The sequence below is a fragment of the Pseudacidovorax intermedius genome (genome assembly GCF_003350475.1).
GTDB classification, from domain to species: domain Bacteria; phylum Pseudomonadota; class Gammaproteobacteria; order Burkholderiales; family Burkholderiaceae_C; genus Xenophilus; species Xenophilus intermedius.
The window spans coordinates 521,045-535,255 of record NZ_QQAV01000001.1; the positions used below are offsets into that span (position 1 = coordinate 521,045).

14 protein-coding genes are annotated in these 14,211 nt (G+C 69.6%); 8 read left to right on the forward strand and 6 right to left on the reverse strand.

Features of this window, described 5'->3' with window-relative positions:
* Nucleotides 1-42: 42 nt before the first annotated feature.
* The 4 genes from DFR41_RS02240 to DFR41_RS02255 are packed head-to-tail and all read right to left on the reverse strand — an operon-like array spanning nt 43 to nt 3,627.
* Nucleotides 43-861 (reverse strand): ABC transporter ATP-binding protein, encoded by an 819-nt coding sequence (locus DFR41_RS02240; RefSeq protein WP_017760361.1) that lies wholly within the window; start codon nt 859-861, stop codon nt 43-45.
* Nucleotides 858-1,934, reverse strand: a complete 1,077-nt coding sequence (locus DFR41_RS02245) for a branched-chain amino acid ABC transporter permease (protein WP_017760362.1) — start codon at nt 1,932-1,934, stop codon at nt 858-860. Before DFR41_RS02245 ends, DFR41_RS02240 begins: the two co-directional genes overlap by 4 nt.
* 3 nt (nt 1,935-1,937) lie before the next feature.
* On the reverse strand, nt 1,938-2,813 hold the full coding sequence (locus DFR41_RS02250; protein ID WP_017760363.1) for a branched-chain amino acid ABC transporter permease: 876 nt from the start codon (nt 2,811-2,813) through the stop codon (nt 1,938-1,940).
* Nucleotides 2,814-2,862: 49 nt separating this feature from the next.
* The gene (locus DFR41_RS02255; protein WP_017760364.1) at nt 2,863-3,627 is read right to left on the reverse strand and encodes a helix-turn-helix domain-containing protein; all 765 of its coding nucleotides are present in this window, start codon (nt 3,625-3,627) and stop codon (nt 2,863-2,865) included.
* A 444-nt stretch (nt 3,628-4,071) separates the two neighbouring features.
* Between DFR41_RS02255 and DFR41_RS02260 the strand changes: the two genes are divergently transcribed.
* Complete coding sequence (locus DFR41_RS02260) at nt 4,072-5,730, forward strand: NHL repeat-containing protein (RefSeq protein WP_114801543.1); 1,659 nt, start codon at nt 4,072-4,074, stop codon at nt 5,728-5,730.
* Between the two features lie 154 nt (nt 5,731-5,884).
* Nucleotides 5,885-6,733 (forward strand): 3-hydroxybutyryl-CoA dehydrogenase, encoded by an 849-nt coding sequence (locus DFR41_RS02265; protein ID WP_114801544.1) that lies wholly within the window; start codon nt 5,885-5,887, stop codon nt 6,731-6,733.
* A 65-nt stretch (nt 6,734-6,798) separates the two neighbouring features.
* Here DFR41_RS02265 and arfB read toward each other — a convergent pair whose 3' ends face one another.
* Nucleotides 6,799-7,212, reverse strand: coding sequence for an alternative ribosome rescue aminoacyl-tRNA hydrolase ArfB (arfB, locus tag DFR41_RS02270; RefSeq protein WP_017757362.1), 414 nt, complete (start codon nt 7,210-7,212; stop codon nt 6,799-6,801).
* A 173-nt stretch (nt 7,213-7,385) separates the two neighbouring features.
* On the opposite strand from arfB, the gene DFR41_RS02275 reads away from it, so the two are divergent.
* The 3 genes from DFR41_RS02275 to DFR41_RS02285 all read left to right on the forward strand — a co-directional run bounded on the left by DFR41_RS02275 (nt 7,386) and on the right by DFR41_RS02285 (nt 9,222).
* A complete protein-coding gene (locus DFR41_RS02275) occupies nt 7,386-8,204 on the forward strand; it encodes a crotonase/enoyl-CoA hydratase family protein (protein WP_114801545.1) in 819 nt (272 codons plus the stop codon).
* Nucleotides 8,205-8,297: 93 nt separating this feature from the next.
* Nucleotides 8,298-8,747, forward strand: coding sequence for a MarR family winged helix-turn-helix transcriptional regulator (locus DFR41_RS02280; protein WP_114801546.1), 450 nt, complete (start codon nt 8,298-8,300; stop codon nt 8,745-8,747).
* A 49-nt stretch (nt 8,748-8,796) separates the two neighbouring features.
* Nucleotides 8,797-9,222, forward strand: coding sequence for an organic hydroperoxide resistance protein (locus tag DFR41_RS02285; RefSeq protein ID WP_114801547.1), 426 nt, complete (start codon nt 8,797-8,799; stop codon nt 9,220-9,222).
* A 79-nt stretch (nt 9,223-9,301) separates the two neighbouring features.
* On the opposite strand, the gene DFR41_RS02290 is transcribed toward DFR41_RS02285, so the two are convergent.
* Entirely contained in the window at nt 9,302-10,183 is an 882-nt protein-coding gene (locus DFR41_RS02290; protein WP_114801548.1) for a LysR family transcriptional regulator, read from the reverse strand.
* Nucleotides 10,184-10,308: 125 nt separating this feature from the next.
* On the opposite strand from DFR41_RS02290, the gene DFR41_RS02295 reads away from it, so the two are divergent.
* From DFR41_RS02295 to DFR41_RS02305, 3 genes are read left to right on the forward strand one after another with little or no spacing between them, the layout of a single operon-like run.
* A complete protein-coding gene (locus DFR41_RS02295) occupies nt 10,309-12,033 on the forward strand; it encodes an acyl-CoA dehydrogenase family protein (protein WP_114801549.1) in 1,725 nt (574 codons plus the stop codon).
* Nucleotides 12,034-12,069: 36 nt separating this feature from the next.
* Nucleotides 12,070-13,056 (forward strand): Bug family tripartite tricarboxylate transporter substrate binding protein, encoded by a 987-nt coding sequence (locus tag DFR41_RS02300; RefSeq protein ID WP_114801550.1) that lies wholly within the window; start codon nt 12,070-12,072, stop codon nt 13,054-13,056.
* A gap of 16 nt (nt 13,057-13,072) precedes the next feature.
* Nucleotides 13,073-14,203, forward strand: a complete 1,131-nt coding sequence (locus DFR41_RS02305) for a CaiB/BaiF CoA transferase family protein (RefSeq protein ID WP_114801551.1) — start codon at nt 13,073-13,075, stop codon at nt 14,201-14,203.
* Nucleotides 14,204-14,211 lie beyond the last annotated feature (8 nt).

Below are 14,211 nucleotides of genomic sequence, written 5' to 3' on the forward strand. Positions count from 1 at the left end.
GATGACGCGCAGCGCGTCGGACTTGCGGTGCGACAGGCCGCGTCATGCCGCCACCTTTGGCCGTCGAAGGCTGCTCACGTCCTCGGCAGTGCCCAGGTAGGCCTCGATGACCCGCGCATCGGCCTGCACCTCGCGGGCGCTGCCCAGGGCCAGCACCTCGCCCTGGGCCATGGCGAGCACGCGGTCCGACACCTTGGAGACCAGCGTCATGTCGTGCTCTACCATCAGCACGGAGATGCCCAGCTCGTGCTGGATGTCCTGGATCCAGAAGGCCATGTCCGCGGTCTCCTCCACGTTCAGGCCGGACGAGGGCTCGTCCAGCAGCAGCAGCTGGGGCTCGGTGCACAGGGCGCGCGCCAACTCGACCACCTTGCGCACGCCATAGGGCAGGCCGGCCACCAGCGAATCGCGGTGGTGCTGCAGGTCCAGCAGGTCGATCACCTGCTCGGCCTTCTCGCGCGCGGCGACTTCGGCGGCACGGGTGGCCGGCGTGAAGAAGAGTTCCGACCAGAAGCCCGTGCGGCGGTGCACATGCCGGCCGATCAGCAGGTTGTGCAGCACCGTCGCATGCTCGAAGAGCTCGATGTTCTGGAAGGTGCGCGCGATGCCCAGCGCTGCGATGGCATGGGGCGGCTGGTCGGTCAGCGTCAGGGGCGCCGCGCCGCCGTTCCAGGTGATGCGGCCGGTGGTGGGCTGGTAGATGCGGCTGATGAGGTTGAACACCGTCGTCTTGCCCGCACCGTTGGGGCCGATGAGCGTGAACACCTCGCCGCGCCGCACGTCGAAGCTCACCTGGTTGACCGCCAGCACGCCGCCGAAGCGCACGCTGAGGTCCTGGGCGGAAAGCAGCACGTCGCTCATTTCAACCTGTCGGACTTGGTGAAGGACTTCTGCCGCTTGAACATGCCGCGACGGTAGAAGGGAAAGAGCTGCAGCCACGCGCGCACCTTGAGCCAGCGGCCGTACAGGCCCATGGGCTCGAAGAGCACGAAGGCGATCAGCACCAGGCCGTACACCAGCCCCTGCAGGCCGGGCGCCTGGCCGAGGGCCTCGGGCAGCCAGTCCTTGCTCAGCGCGATGAGTTGCGGCATCGAGATCAGGAAGACGGCGCCCAGGAACACACCATGCACCGAGCCCAGCCCACCGATCACCACCAGCAGCAGCAGGTCGATGGACTGCAGGATGCTGAACTGGTCGGGCGAGAGGAAGCTGATCTTGTGCGCATAGAGCGCCCCGCCCAGCCCCGCGAGCGCAGCGGAGAGTGCGAAGGCCAGCGTCTTGTAGCGCGCCAGGTGGATGCCCATGCTCTGGGCCGAGATCTCTGAATCGCGGATGGCCACGAAGGCCCGGCCGGTGGGCGCGCGCAGCAGGTTGAGCACACCCAGCGTGCACAACACGGTGGTCAGCAGGCAGACGAAGTAGAAGGCCTCCGCACTGCTGAAGTCGAACCCGAAGAGCCTCGGCGACTTGACGTGCAGGCCTGCATTGCCGCCGGTCAGGCTTTCCCAGCGCGCGAACACTTCCTCCACGATGAAGCCGAAGGCCAGCGTGGCGATGCCCAGGTAGATGCCCTTGACCCGCAGCGCCGGCATGGCCACCACCACGCCCACCGCTGCGGACAGCAGCGCCGCCGCCACCATGGCCAGCGGAAAGGGCAAGCCCATGTTGACCAGCACGCCCTGCGTGTACGCCCCCGTGCCCAGAAAGGCCGCGTGGCCGATGGAGAACTGCCCGGTGAAGCCCGCCAGCAGCATCAGCCCCAGGCCCACCACCGAGTAGATGAGCACGAAGTTGAGTTGCGCCAACCAGTACTCGTCGATCAGCCACGGCGCCGCCAGCAATAGCACGCCCAGCAGCGAATACCAGAAGCGGTGCCCGCCGTGCTTGGCCAAGTCGATGTCCTGCGCATAGGAGGTCTTGAAGATGAAGCGCATGGCTCAGACCTTTTTCCGCAGCTTCTCGCCGAACAGACCGTTGGGCTTCACCATCAGCATGGCCAGCACCACGATGTACGGTGCCGTGTCCTTGAAGCCGTCGGGCAGGTAGAAGCCGGCCATCGACTCCACCACGCCGATCACCAGCCCGCCGACGATGGCCCCGGGCAGGCTGCCGAAGCCGCCCACCACCGCGGCCGGAAAGGCCTTGAGCCCGATGAAGCCCATGTTGGCATGCACGAAGGTGATGGGCGCGAGCAGGATGCCGGCCACCGTCGCCACCGCCGCCGCCAGGCCCCACACCAGGCCGTTGAGCCGCTTGACCGGAATGCCCATGTAGTAGGCCGCCAGTTGGTTCTGCGAGCTGGCCTGCATGGCGATGCCCAGCTTGCTGTAGCGGAACATGGCAAAGAGCAGGCCGCACAGCACGGCCGTGGCCGCGATCACCACCGCCTGCTCCACATTGACCACCAGGCCGCCCAGGCTCCAGACCTGGTCCTTGTAGGGCACGGGCAGCGTGTGCGTCTCGGTGCCGATGCCGGGCACCATGGTGATCAGCCCGCGCGCCACGTAGCCGATGCCGATGGTCAGCATGACGATGGAGAACTGCGGCTGGCCCAGGATGGGCCGGATCACCACGAGCTCCAGCAGGGCGCCGAAGGCCACCAGCGCCGCCACGGCCAGCACCGCCGCCAGCCAGAAGGGCAGCCCCAGCAGCGTCATGGCCGCAAAGGCCGCGAAGGCGCCGAGCATCATCAGGTCGCCCTGGGCGAAGCTGACGGTCTCGGTGGCCTTGTAGATGAGCACGAAGCCCAGGGCGATCAGCCCGTAGATGCAGCCCTGGGCGATGCCCGAGAGCAGGAGTTGCAACACCTGCATGTGCGCGCGGCGTCCGTCGTCGCGGGGATGGGGCGGGAGCGGCGCGCGCTCAGGCCGCCGCGGGCCCGTGCGCGTCCATCACGGCCAGGCGGCGCGAGCCCGCGACGATGTCGCTGGGCGTGAGGCCGTACACCTGCCGGATGGAATGGCTGAAGTGGGTGGAATCGGGATAGCCGGCTTCCAGCGCAATGTCGGTGAGGCTCGTGCCCTGGTGCACATAGCGCAGCAGGCTGCGCGCCCGCTTCCAGGCGCGGAACACGCGGAAGGGCACGCCCACCTGGTCGCGGAACAGGTGCAGGAAGCGCGAGAAGGACAGTCCGACGGACTCCGCGCAGGCCTCGGCGGCCAGGGCTTCGGCCGGGTTGGCGCAGATGCGGGCAATCACCTGCGCGATGCGCGGATCGACGCAGCGCGGCGCCAGCGCCTCGCCGAAGAAGAGCTGGTCGAAGTCGGCCGGCGGCTGCGCCTCGCCCTCGCAGGCGGCCAGCAGCTGCGCATGGGCCACCCGCACGCGGCGCACCATGGCGTCGTCGTGCACAACGCCGCTTTGCTGCAGCAGCAGTGGCAGCCCGCCGGGACGGACCGACTCGGCCTCGACCACCACGTTGAGCACCTGCGGCTCGGGGCTTTCGACGCGATGGGGCACATGCGGCGGCACCACCAGCAGTTCGCCCGACTGCCAGGGGCCGCCGTCGATGCTCACGCGATTGGGCAGGCCCCGCGGCGACACGTACACGGCATGGCCGCCCAGGCTGCGCGTGCGCGTCGCGCCCAACAGCCCGGCGTAGAAGACGCGCTGCGACGTCAGCCACATCACGCGTTCTCCTGGGGCGCGGTCAGCCCTGCTGGTGTGCATCCTCGTGTCTCCTCCTGGAAGAAGGTGTGGCCCCGCAGGACCACAACCGTGGTGCGAAGTGGCTTCCGAGACGACTGCATCCGGCAGCCGGGTCGACGGGAAGCGCGCGCCATCGTAGTGGCGCGCCTGGGCACTTGGAAGCGGACGGGTCGAGGGACTTACCCTAGGGCGCATGGACGGTGTCTCCGGCGGTTCTGAGGCCAGGGCTCTATAGGCCCGGTCGTGGCTGCGAGGGTAGGCAGCGGCCCGCGCGTGGCGCTTGCGGCAACTGGCTGCCGGTTCGGGAGCCGCATCGGGATTGACCCGGAGCCATCGCGCATTTGTTCCTCGCGTGACTGACAGTGCGCTGGCACCATCCGCAAACTGCGCACCACTCACACAGCAAGACGGAGGTACCCAACCATGACCATCTTCCCCCTGCGGCAGGGCGCCCGCGCGCTCGCGCTCGCGGCTCTTCTCGGCGCCAGCCTCGGTCTCGGGCTGACAGGCTGCTCGTCGGTGCCCGCGCGACCTGCGGGCTGGTCGGCGCCGCAGCCGCTCGTACAACCCTCGCCGTTCGCCGGCGTGCACGGGCTGGCAATCGATGCGCAGGGCCGACTGCTGGCCGGCTCGGTGGTCGGCAACACGATGTGGGAGGTTGACCGCCGCACAGGCCAGGCACGCGTCTTCATCGATGCACCGGAAGGCCAGGCCGACGACATCGCGGTGGGCCCGCGCGGCGAGCTGGCCTGGACCAACTACCTGATGGGCATCTTGCGATACCGGGAGCGCGAAGGCATGCCCCTGCAGGTGCTGGCCAAGGACCTGCCCGGCCTCAACTCGCTGGATTTCGACCGCCGCAATGGCAAGCTCTACGCTTCGCAGGTCTTCCTGGGCGATGCACTCTGGGAGATCGACCGCAGCGGGCAGACGCCGCCTCGTCTGATCCGCAAGGACCTGGGCGGCTTCAACGGCTTCGAAGTGGGCCCTGACGGCATGCTCTACGGCCCGCTCTGGTTCAAGGGTCAGGTGGTGAAGATCGACCCACAGAGCGGCGCGCTCACCGTCATTGCCGATGGCTTCCAGATTCCCGCGGCAGCCAACCTGGACGGCAAGGGCAATCTGTGGGTCGTGGACACACGTACCGGCGAACTGGTGAAGGTGGCACTCGACAGCGGCAAAAAGACGGTCGTGGCCCAGCTGGAGCCGTCGCTCGACAACCTGGCCATCGCCCCCGATGGCACGATCTACGTCTCCAACATGGCCAACAACGCCGTCGACGCGGTGGACCCCATCAACGGGGCCCGCAGACGACTGACGGGCAGCCCGGTGGCGGTCCCGGCGGGCCTGCGCATCGACGGCCGCACGCTGTGGGTGGCGGACGTGTTCGGCTTCCGCGAGGTGGACACCGTCACAGGCAAGGTGAGCGATGTTTTCCGCATGCAGCGCGAACCGGAACTGGAATACCCCTTCGCGGTGGGCGTCTCGCCCAGCCGCTTCGCCCTTGCCTCCTGGTTCACCGGCACCGTGCAGATCGTCGATCGGGCCAGCCGCCGCACGGTGCACACCATCCACGGCCTGAAGGCCCCCTACGACGCGCTTCCCATGAACGATGGCAGCGTGGTCTATACCGAACTCGGCACCGGCTCGGTGGTGCACGCCGCCGGCAACGACTTCGCCCAGCGCGGACTGCTGGCCAGCGGCCTGCAGGGTCCGCTTCAACTGGCGCTGGATGCCGCCGGGCGCTTCTACGTGAGCGAGGCCGGGGGACGCGTGCTGCGGCTGGTGCCCGGTGGTGAGCCGGTCACCGTGGCCACCGGTCTGGCCATGCCCGAGGGGCTCGCCTTCACGCCATGGGGCAGCCTGGTGGTGGCCGAGACAGCCGCGCGGCGCCTCACAGAGATCGACCCGAGCACCGGCAGCCGCCGCACCGTGGCCGAGAACCTGCCCATCGGCATGGCGGGTGGCCCGGGCATGCCGCCCCCCTACGTGCCGACCGGCGTGGCCGTGGGCGAGGACGGCAGCATCTACTACTCGGCCGACCGCAACAACGGCATCTACCGCATCCGGCCCGCACGCTGACCCCACGATGGTGCGGCACGTCGGGCCGCACCAGCCCAGCGCCTGCGCCTGCGCCTGAGCAACAGCCCAGCCCCGCATGGGCCGTTAGCATTGCCCATTGATCCTTCCGCCTCTTTTTTCCCTTTCTTCATTTCCAATCTCGAGGAGCGAATCAATGGACATCCAGACCGTGGGCATCATCGGTGCCGGTACCATGGGCAACGGCATTGCGCAGGCCTGTGCCGTGTCGGGCGTCAAGGTGGTGATGGTGGACATCAGCCAGGCCGCCGTGGACAAGGGCCTGGCCACCGTCTCGGGCAGCCTCGACCGGCTGATCAAGAAGGAAAAGCTCACCGAAGCGCAGAAGACCGCCGCGCTCGGGCTGATCCAGGGCTCCACCAACTATGACGACCTGAAGGCCGCGCAGCTGGTCATCGAGGCCGCCACCGAGAACCACGAACTCAAGCGCAAGATCCTCAAGCAGGTCGATGCGCTGCTGGCGCCCGAGGTGATCATCGCGTCCAACACCTCGTCCATCTCGATCACGCAGCTGGCGGCCGACACCTCGCGCGCCGACCGCTTCATCGGCATGCACTTCTTCAACCCGGTGCCCATGATGGCGCTGGTGGAGCTGATCCGCGGCTACCTGACCAGCGACGCCACGCACGACGCCGTGAAGGCGCTGGCCCTCAAGCTGGGCAAGCAGCCCATCACCGTGAAGAACGCGCCGGGCTTCGTGGTCAACCGCATCCTGGTGCCGATGATCAACGAGGCCTTCTTCGTGCTGGCCGAGGGCCTGGCCACGCCCGAGGACATCGATGCCGGCATGAAGCTGGGCTGCAACCATCCCATCGGCCCGCTGGCCCTGGCCGACATGATCGGTCTGGACGTCTGCCTGGCGGTGATGGAGGTCTACCTGGAGGAATTCGGCGACTCCAAGTACCGGCCCTGCCCGCTGCTCAAGGAGATGGTCGCGGCCGGCCAGTTGGGCCGCAAGACGGGGCGCGGGGTGTACGGCTACTGAGGCTGCGAGGTCGGCTCGCGGCGCGGTCTGCCAGCCTCTTGCGCACGCCTCCCCCAAAGCCGAGCTCAGGAGGCATCGAGGCGCGAAGCGCCTTTGCCGCGGCCCGACTTGATCGTTGCGCGCAGGGCCTTCGATGCGAGCCGACGCTGGGTGGACGCGAAGGTCGGCTTGGTCGCCCGTCGCGACCTGCGCTGAATGGCAGCGGCGGCGACGATCTCCTCCAGCCGGCCCAGAGCCTCGGCCTTGTTCTGGTCCCGGCTGCGGGAGGACTGGGCCTTGATGACGATCACCCCGTCCTTGGTGATGCGCTGGTCCTGACGTTGGAGCAGCCGCTCCTTGACCGCCTCGGGCAGAGAAGAGCGGCGGATGTCGAAACGCAGGTGGACCGCACTGGACACCTTGTTGACGTTCTGCCCGCCCGGCCCCTGGGCGCGGACGGCGGTGAACTCGATGTCGCGGGGGTCGATGGTCAGAGGCATGGCGGACGGGCAGTCTAGGGGATGCGCATGGCGGAACGCGCGGGCTCTGGGCATCCACGGATCGAAGCGGTCCGCGTCTGTGCAAGGACCGTCGTCTACGCGACCCCGATGCGCGCGCAGATGCCCTATGTTTCGCGGCTGGAGACAGACCAACCCCTCGAAACGCGCCCACCATGGACATCCAGACCCCCGCCCCTCCGCCCGAAGGTTGCATCAGCTGCGAAGTCGTCGACACGCACATCCTGCTGATCGGCATCAACCGCCCGGCCAAGCGCAACGGCTGGACGCCGCGCATGTTCCGCGAGCTGGCCGAGGCCTACACCCGGCTGGACGACGAGCCCGAACTGCGCGTGGGCGTGCTGCATGCCTTCGGCGACCACTTCACCGCCGGGCTCGATCTGCCGCAGGTGGTGGAGCACCTGCGCCGCGGCGAGAAGCTCGCGCCCATGGGCCTGGTCGAGCCGCACGACTTCGGCCTGCCCGGCTACCGCCGCCGTACCAAGCCCATGGTCGCGGCCGTCAAGGGCATCTGCTACACGGTGGGCATCGAGCTGATGCTGGGCGCCGACATCACGGTGGCGGGCGACGACTGCCGCTTCTCGCAGATGGAAGTGCAGCGCTGCATCCTGCCCACCGGCGGCGCCACGCTCCGCATGCCCGAGCGCGCCGGCGTGGGGAACGCCATGCTGCATCTGCTCACCGCCGATGAGTTCGATGCCGCCGAGGCCTACCGCTGCAACTTCGTGCAGAAGGTGGTGCCGGCGGCCGAGGTGCTGGACGCCGCGGTCGGCATCGCCCGCCGCATCGCGGCGCAGGCGCCGCAGGCGGTGGTCGCCACGCGCCTGAACGTGCTCAAGGCGATCGAGCTGGGCCAGGCCGCGGCCGTGGCCGACTTCGGCCCGGTGCAGCAGCGCCTGCAGACCACCGAAGACGCGGCGGAGGGCGTGCGCGCCTTTGTCGAGCGCCGACCGGCGCGATTCACGGGCCGCTGACAGCGCGAGAAGGACAGGAGACGCCCCTGTCCCGCGCATGGTCTTGTACGCAATTGTTTTGCGTGCAATTTAATTGCACGCACAATCCACCCCATGCCCAAGACGCCCACCACCGCCGAACTGCTCAGTCTGGACAACCAGCTGTGCTTCGCGTTGTATTCGGCGTCGCTGTCCATGACCCGGCTCTACAAGCCGCTGCTCGACGAGTTGGCGTTGACCTACCCGCAGTACCTCGTGATGCTGGCATTGTGGGAGGCGGATGGCGTCATCGTGTCGGACCTCGGTACCCGGCTGTCACTGGACTCCGGCACGCTCACCCCCTTGCTCAAGCGCCTCGAAGCGACCGGGTATCTCACCCGCATGCGCGACGTGGCCGACGAGCGGCGCGTGCTGATCCGCCTGACGGCCGAGGGCCGGGCGCTGCGGGCCCGGGCCGTGCAGGTGCCGCAGTGCCTGCTGGCCGCCAGCCAGTGTTCGCTGGAGGAGCTGTCGCAGCTCACCCGGCAATTGCAGGCGCTGCGCGACCGCGTGTCCGCCGCCTGATCGTTCCTTGCCTCCCTTTCGTTTTCCCACCCAACCCAGGAGAAAGACCATGACCCACAAGCTCGAAAAAGTGCTCTACACCGCCCAAGCCCACACCACCGGTGGCCGCGACGGTGCCAGCAAGACCAGCGACGGCGCCCTGGACGTGACGCTGAGCTCCCCCGGCTCCGGCAAGCCCGGCACCAACCCCGAGCAGCTGTTCGCGGCCGGCTATTCCGCCTGCTTCATCGGCGCCATGAAGGCCGTCGGCCCCAAGGTCGGCGTGAAGGTGCCCGATGACGTGAGCATCGACGCCAGCGTCTCCCTGGGCCCGATCAAGGGCGGCGCCGCCTACGGCATCGCCGCCAAGCTGGCCATCACGCTGCCGGGCCTGGACGACGAGCAGAAGAAGAAGCTGGTCGACGCCGCCCACGAGGTGTGCCCCTACTCCAACGCTACCCGCGGCAACGTCGACGTGGAGCTGTCGATCGCCTGATCGACGCACTCGCCTTGCGATGAGAGACGCCACCTTCGGGTGGCGTTTTTTTGCGCGGTCGCTCGGCACGTCAGGATGCCTACGACGCAGGTGCCTCCATCAACGCCAACAGCCGCTGCGCATGCACATGCGGCGGGCCGCGGCGCCAGATGGCGTGGGCCTCGGACTGGCCTGAGGCCTCGGTCAACGGGCGGAAGACCACGCCGCGCAACCCGGCGCGCTGCATCGCCGCCGGCACCAGCCCCACGCCCAGGCCTTCGGCCACCAGCGCCAGCACGGCCAGCCAGTGGCGCACCTCGTGCCGCACCTGGGGCACGAAGCCGGCGGCCACGCACAGGTCCAGGATGCGCCCGTGGTAGTCGGGCGAAGCCTCGCGCGAGAAGAGCACCAGCGTGTGGTCGCGCAGGGCCGACAGCGCCACCTCGCGCCGGCGTGCCAGCGCATGGCCGCTGGGCAGGCAGCAGACGAAGGGCTCGCGCACCAGGAGCCGCTGCGCCAGCTCGTCGGGAATGCGGCTGGTGTGGATGAAGCCCAGGTCCAGCTGGTCGTGCTGCAGATGCGCCGTCTGCTCGGCCGAGTTGAGTTCGGTCAGGCTGAGCCGCACCCGCGGATGCGCCGCCTGGAAGCGCCGCAGCGCCTGCGGCAGCCCGCGGTAGAGCATGGCGCCGACGAAGCCCACCCGCAGCCGGCCCGCCGAGCCCTCGGCCACGTCGCGCACTTCCTGCGCCGCCTCGGCGGCCTGGGCCAGCAGCCGGGCGGCCGAGGCCCGCAGCGCCAGGCCGGCCGACGTCAGGCGCACGGCCTTGCTGGTGCGCTCGAAGAGGCGCGCGCCAAGGCGGGCCTCCAGCTGGCGGATGGCCACTGACAGCGGGGGCTGCGAGATGGCCAGCCGCTGCGCAGCGCGGCCGAAGTGCAGCTCCTCGGCCAGCACGGCGAAATAGCGCAGTTGCCGCAGGTCCATCGATAGCTCCTTCGAATGGAACATGTGTCAAACGATATTAGACCTGCATGGATCGGCTTCCAACAATGCGGGGACAGCCTCCTCGCGGCCGCCGCGCGACAGGCACAACCCCGGAGACACGCGACATGCCCGACACCCGCCCGCCCGCGGCCGCCGCCGCCATTCCCGACCGCCACGGCCAGAACCTCTACACCACCGATGCCGAGCTGCAACGCCTGCTGGCGCTGTACCTGCCCGCGCCGCTGCTGGCCCACCTGCAGCCGCACCTGCACCGGCTGGGCGCCCTGGCCGGCGGCCCGCTGGACACGCTGGCCGCCACCGCCGACCAGAACCCGCCCACCCTGAGCCTGCGCAGCCGCACCGGTCAGGACGAGCAGCGCATCGTCAAGCATCCGGCCTATGTGGAGATGGAGCGCCTGGCGCTGGCCGAATTCGGCCTGGGCGCCATGTCGCACCGCGAGGAGACGCTGGGCTGGCGCGGCAAGATGCCGCCCGCGGTCAAGTACGCGCTGACCTTTCTCTTCGTTCAGGCCGAGTTCGGGCTGTGCTGCCCGGTCTCGATGACCGACTCGCTCACCCGCACGCTGCGCAAGTTCGGCAGCCCCGAGCTGGTGGCGCGCTTCCTGCCGCGGCTCACCTCGCTGGACTTCGACGAACTGGCCCAGGGCGCCATGTTCATGACCGAGCAGGCCGCCGGCTCCGACATCGCCGCCACCGAAACGCGCGCCTGGCAGGACGAGGCCGGCCAATGGCGGCTGTCGGGCGACAAGTGGTTCTGCTCCAACCCCGACGCCGACTTCGCCATGGTGCTGGCCCGCGCCGATGGCGCGCCGGCCGGCATGAAGGGCGTGTCGCTCTTTCTGCTGCCGCGGCGGCTGGCGGACGGCGCGCTCAACCACTATCGCATCGTGCGGCTCAAGAACAAGCTGGGCACGCGCTCCATGGCCAGCGGCGAGATCCGGCTCGACGGCGCCATCGCGCACCTGGTGGGCGAGGCCGGCCGCGGCTTCGTGCAGATGGCCGACATGGTGAACAACTCGCGCCTGTCCAACGGCGTGCGCGCCGCCGGCCTGATGCGCCGTGCGGTGGCCGAGGCCGAGTTCATCGGCCGCGAGCGCCGCGCCTTCGGCCGCACGCTGGCGCAGATGCCGCTGATGCAGCGCCAACTGGACAAGCTGCGCGTGCCGGCCGAGCAGGCCCGCACGATGGTCTTCCAGACGGCGCGCACGCTGGAGCGCTCTGACGGCGGCGATGCGCAGGCCTATGCGCTGCTGCGCATCCTCACGCCGCTCATCAAGTTCCGCGCCTGCCGCGATGCGAGGAAGGTGACCGGTGACGCCATGGAGGTGCGTGGCGGCTGCGGCTATATCGAGGAATGGAGCGATCCGCGCCTGGTGCGCGACGCGCACCTGGGCTCGATCTGGGAAGGCACCAGCAACATCGTGGCGCTGGACGTGCTGCGCGCCATCCGCCGCGAAGGCTCGTTGCCGGTGCTGCGCGCCCATGTCGCCGGATTGCTGGCCGAGGCCGGGCACGCGCTCGCGCCCGCCTTCGTGCAGGCGCTGCGCCAGACCATGGACCGCGCCTGCGCACTCGCCGAGACCGCCACGCAGGACGGCGGCGACGTGCTGGCGCGGCAGGCGGCCTCGGCCCTCTACCACTGCACCAGTGCCACCGCCATGGCCTGGGAGTCGGTGCGCACCGGCTCGGCAGACCGGCTGCGCTGGGCGCAGCTGGCGCTGCTGCACCGCGTGCTGCCGCGCGACCCGCTGGCGGCCGATGCACTGCCTGCCCACTGGCAGACGACGCCGGCCACGGCGCCCACCGCGGACCTGCAGATACCCGCCTGACGTGCAGCCGACACCCACAACGACACGGAGACACCCATGACCCCAACCCTTCTTCGCCGCCGCCACTTCGCGCTGGCCGCCACCGCCGCCGCCTTCCTGCCACGCGCCTTCGCGCAGGCGCCCTTTCCGTCCAAGCCCGTGATGCTCGTCGTGCCTTTTCCGCCCGGCGGCCCGACCGACGCCATGGCCCGCACGCTGGCTGCCGAGATGAGCACCCGCCTGGGGCAGCCCATGGTGGTCGAGAATCGCGCCGGCGCCGGCGGCAACATCGGCGCCGAGTACGTGGCGCGGGCCGAGGCCGACGGTCAGACGCTGATGTTCGGCACCTCGGGCCCGCTGGCCATCAACGTGAGCCTGTACCGCCGGATCGGCTACGACCCCGTCAAGAGCTTCGCGCCCGTCATCCAGGTGGGGCACCTGCCCAACATCCTGGTGGTCAACCCCGCGCTGCCGGCCAAGGACGTGAAGGAACTGGTGGCCTACGCCAAGGCCAACCCCAACAAGCTGAGCTATGCCTCGTCGGGCAACGGCGCCTCCTCGCACCTGGCAGGCGTGCTGTTCAACAGCATGGCGGGCACCGAGATCCTGCATGTGCCCTACAAGGGCACCGGCCCGGCCCTCAACGACCTGCTGGGCGGGCAGGTGAGCATGACCTTCACTGACATCCTCACCGCCCTGCCCTACATCAAGGCCGGCAAGCTGCGCGCGCTGGGTGTGGCCACGGCCACGCGCTCGCGCGCGCTGCCCGAGGTGCCGACCATCGCCGAGCAGGGCTACAAGGGCTACGACGTCAGCGTGTTCTTCGGCATCGTGGCGCCGTCCGGCACGCCGGCCGATCGCATCGCACTGCTCAACCGGCAGTTCGCGGAGGTGCTGGCCTCGCCCAAGGTCAAGCAGTCCTTCGACGCGCAGGGCCTGGAGCCCGCGCCCGATACCTCGCCGCAGCAACTGGCCCGCTTCATCGCCGCGGAGACGGCCAAGTGGAAGGGCGTGGTCGCGCAGTCCGGCGCGCAACTCGACTGAGGCATCCAGCGCTCTTATGCATCTGCCTTCCCAAGCCGGCGCGCTGGCCGGCATCCGCGTGCTCGACCTGTCGCGCATCCTGGGCGGCCCCTACTGCGGCCAGATCCTGGGCGACCATGGCGCCGACGTGCTCAAGGTCGAGCCGCCCGGCGGCGACGACACCCGCACCTGGGGCCCGCCCTTTCGCGATGGCGTGGCCTCGTACTACCACGGCCTCAACCGCAACAAGCGCATCCAGCACCTGGACTTGACCACGGCCGAGCACCGCGAGCGGCTGCTGGCCCTGGTCGCAGAGGCCGACGTGCTGATCGAGAACTTCAAGACCGGCACCATGGAACGCTGGGGCATCGGCCAGGCCGAACTGTCGCGGCGCTTTCCGCGCCTGGTGTGGTGCCGCGTCACCGGCTTCGGCAGCGACGGCCCGCTGGGTGCGCTGCCCGGCTACGACGCCGCGGTGCAGGCCATGACCGGCATCATGAGCATCAACGGCGAGGCCGACGGCGGCCCGCTGCGCGTGGGCCTGCCGGTGGTGGACATGGTGACCGGCATGAATGCCGCGCTGGGCGTGCTGATGGCGCTGCAGGAGCGCGAACGCAGCGGCCGCGGCCAGCTGGTGGAGGCGGCGCTGTACGACAGCGGCCTGGCACTGCTGCACCCGCATGCGGCCAACTGGTTCATGGACGGACGCACGCCCCGGCGCACGGGCAACGCGCATCCCAACATCTATCCCTACGACGCGCTGCGCACCGGCACCGACCCGGTGTTCGTCGCGGTGGGCAACGACCGGCAGTTCGCCGCCTTCTGTCGCGTGATCGGGATGCCCGAACTTGCAGCCGATGCCGACTACGCCACTGCCGGCGCCCGCTCGGCGAACCGCGATGCGCTCAAGGCGGCGCTGGAGGCGCGGATGGCCGCCCTGGACGGCCGTGCCTTGGTCGAGGACCTGATGGCCGCCGGCGTACCCGCCGCCCCGGTGCTGGATGTGGAAGCCGCGCTTCGGCATCCGCACACGGCGCACCGCGGCATGGTGGTGGAGATGGAAGGCGGCTGGCGCGGGCTGGGCTCGCCCATCAAGCTGGACCGTACACCGGCGAGCTACCGGCATGTGCCGCTGACACCGGGCGACCGCTTCGCACCGCGGGACTGAATCCTTCG

What these genes read in the sequence shown, in the direction of transcription:
- DFR41_RS02240 (WP_017760361.1), bottom strand. Translation starts at nt 861, where the DNA reads ATGAGCGACGTGCTGCTTTCCGCCCAGGACCTCAGCGTGCGCTTCGGC.
- DFR41_RS02245 (WP_017760362.1), bottom strand. Translation starts at nt 1,934, where the DNA reads ATGCGCTTCATCTTCAAGACCTCCTATGCGCAGGACATCGACTTGGCC.
- DFR41_RS02250 (WP_017760363.1), bottom strand. Translation starts at nt 2,813, where the DNA reads ATGCAGGTGTTGCAACTCCTGCTCTCGGGCATCGCCCAGGGCTGCATC.
- DFR41_RS02255 (WP_017760364.1), bottom strand. Translation starts at nt 3,627, where the DNA reads ATGTGGCTGACGTCGCAGCGCGTCTTCTACGCCGGGCTGTTGGGCGCG.
- DFR41_RS02260 (WP_114801543.1), top strand. Translation starts at nt 4,072, where the DNA reads ATGACCATCTTCCCCCTGCGGCAGGGCGCCCGCGCGCTCGCGCTCGCG.
- DFR41_RS02265 (WP_114801544.1), top strand. Translation starts at nt 5,885, where the DNA reads ATGGACATCCAGACCGTGGGCATCATCGGTGCCGGTACCATGGGCAAC.
- arfB (WP_017757362.1), bottom strand. Translation starts at nt 7,212, where the DNA reads ATGCCTCTGACCATCGACCCCCGCGACATCGAGTTCACCGCCGTCCGC.
- DFR41_RS02275 (WP_114801545.1), top strand. Translation starts at nt 7,386, where the DNA reads ATGGACATCCAGACCCCCGCCCCTCCGCCCGAAGGTTGCATCAGCTGC.
- DFR41_RS02280 (WP_114801546.1), top strand. Translation starts at nt 8,298, where the DNA reads ATGCCCAAGACGCCCACCACCGCCGAACTGCTCAGTCTGGACAACCAG.
- DFR41_RS02285 (WP_114801547.1), top strand. Translation starts at nt 8,797, where the DNA reads ATGACCCACAAGCTCGAAAAAGTGCTCTACACCGCCCAAGCCCACACC.
- DFR41_RS02290 (WP_114801548.1), bottom strand. Translation starts at nt 10,183, where the DNA reads ATGGACCTGCGGCAACTGCGCTATTTCGCCGTGCTGGCCGAGGAGCTG.
- DFR41_RS02295 (WP_114801549.1), top strand. Translation starts at nt 10,309, where the DNA reads ATGCCCGACACCCGCCCGCCCGCGGCCGCCGCCGCCATTCCCGACCGC.
- DFR41_RS02300 (WP_114801550.1), top strand. Translation starts at nt 12,070, where the DNA reads ATGACCCCAACCCTTCTTCGCCGCCGCCACTTCGCGCTGGCCGCCACC.
- DFR41_RS02305 (WP_114801551.1), top strand. Translation starts at nt 13,073, where the DNA reads ATGCATCTGCCTTCCCAAGCCGGCGCGCTGGCCGGCATCCGCGTGCTC.